Origin of the sequence: Kitasatospora putterlickiae (assembly GCF_039527695.1) — a bacterium.
Classification (GTDB): Bacteria; Actinomycetota; Actinomycetes; order Streptomycetales; family Streptomycetaceae; genus Kitasatospora; species Kitasatospora putterlickiae.
The window spans coordinates 1-1,071 of the sequence record NZ_BAAAKJ010000041.1 but is presented as its reverse complement, the minus strand read 5'-3'; the positions used below and the strand labels follow the sequence as shown (position 1 = coordinate 1,071).

Annotated in this window: 1 pseudogene; it reads right to left on the bottom strand. The window is 78.0% G+C overall.

Annotation, left to right across the window (positions count from 1 at the left end):
• A pseudogene (locus ABD308_RS04820) lies at window positions 1-1,071 on the bottom strand (AMP-binding protein); the annotation flags it as partial.

The following is a 1,071-nucleotide window of genomic DNA, read 5'->3' as shown; positions in this document are numbered from 1 at the left end:
GGGTGGTCGCGCAGCGCCGCCTCCACCTCGCCGGCGCCGATCCGGTAGCCGCCGCTCTTGATCAGGTCGACGGAGGCGCGCCCGACGATCCGGTGGAAGCCGTCCGGGCCGATCACCGCGACGTCGCCGGTGCGGAACCAGCCGTCGGCGGTCCAGGCCTCGGCGTCGGCGTCCGGCCGGTTGAGGTAGCCGCGGAACAGGGTGGGCCCGGCCACCTGGAGCTCGCCGACGCTCTCGCCGTCGTGCGGCACGGGCGCGCCGTCCTCGCCGACCAGCCGGGTGCGCACCCCGGTGACCGGCAGGCCGACGCTACCCGGGCGGCGCTCGCCGTCGGCCCGGGTGGAGACGGTGATCAGCGACTCCGTCATGCCGTAGCGCTCGATCGGGGCGTGGCCGGTCAGCGCGGCGAGCCGTTCGAACACCGGGACGGGCAGCGGGGCGCTGCCGGAGACCAGCAGCCGGGCCGAGGCGAGCCGGGCGGCCGCCTCCGGGTCGCCCGCCAGCCGGGACCAGACGGTCGGCACACCGAAGTAGAGGCTGCCGCCCGTCGCCGCGTACCCGGCGGGGGTGGGCCGGCCGGTGTGCACCAGTCGGCTGCCGGTGCGCAGCGCGCCGAGCACGCCGAGCACGAGGCCGTGCACGTGGAACAGCGGCAGGCCGTGCACCAGGGTGTCCTCGGCGGTCCACTGCCAGGCCTCGGCGAGCGCGTCGAGGTCGGCGGCGACGGCGGAGCGCGCGATCATCGCCCCCTTGGGCGCGCCGGTGGTACCGGAGGTGTAGAGCACGAAGGCGGTGGCCGCCGGGTCGGGCTCCGGGTAGCCGGTGGCGGAGGTCTCGCGCAGGTCGACCGGCAGGCCGGCGATCCCGGCGTCGTCCGGCGGGGTGTCGGTGGCGGCGTGGGCGAGCAGGGCGGCGCCGGAGTCGAGCAGGATGTGCGCGCGCTCCTTGGGGCCGGAATCGGGCGGCAGCGGCACCACCGGCACTCCGGCGAGCAGCCCGCCGACGACGGCGGCCACGGTTTCGGCGGTGGGCCGGGCGAGCACCGCGAGGGCGGGGGCGCCGGCCACCCGG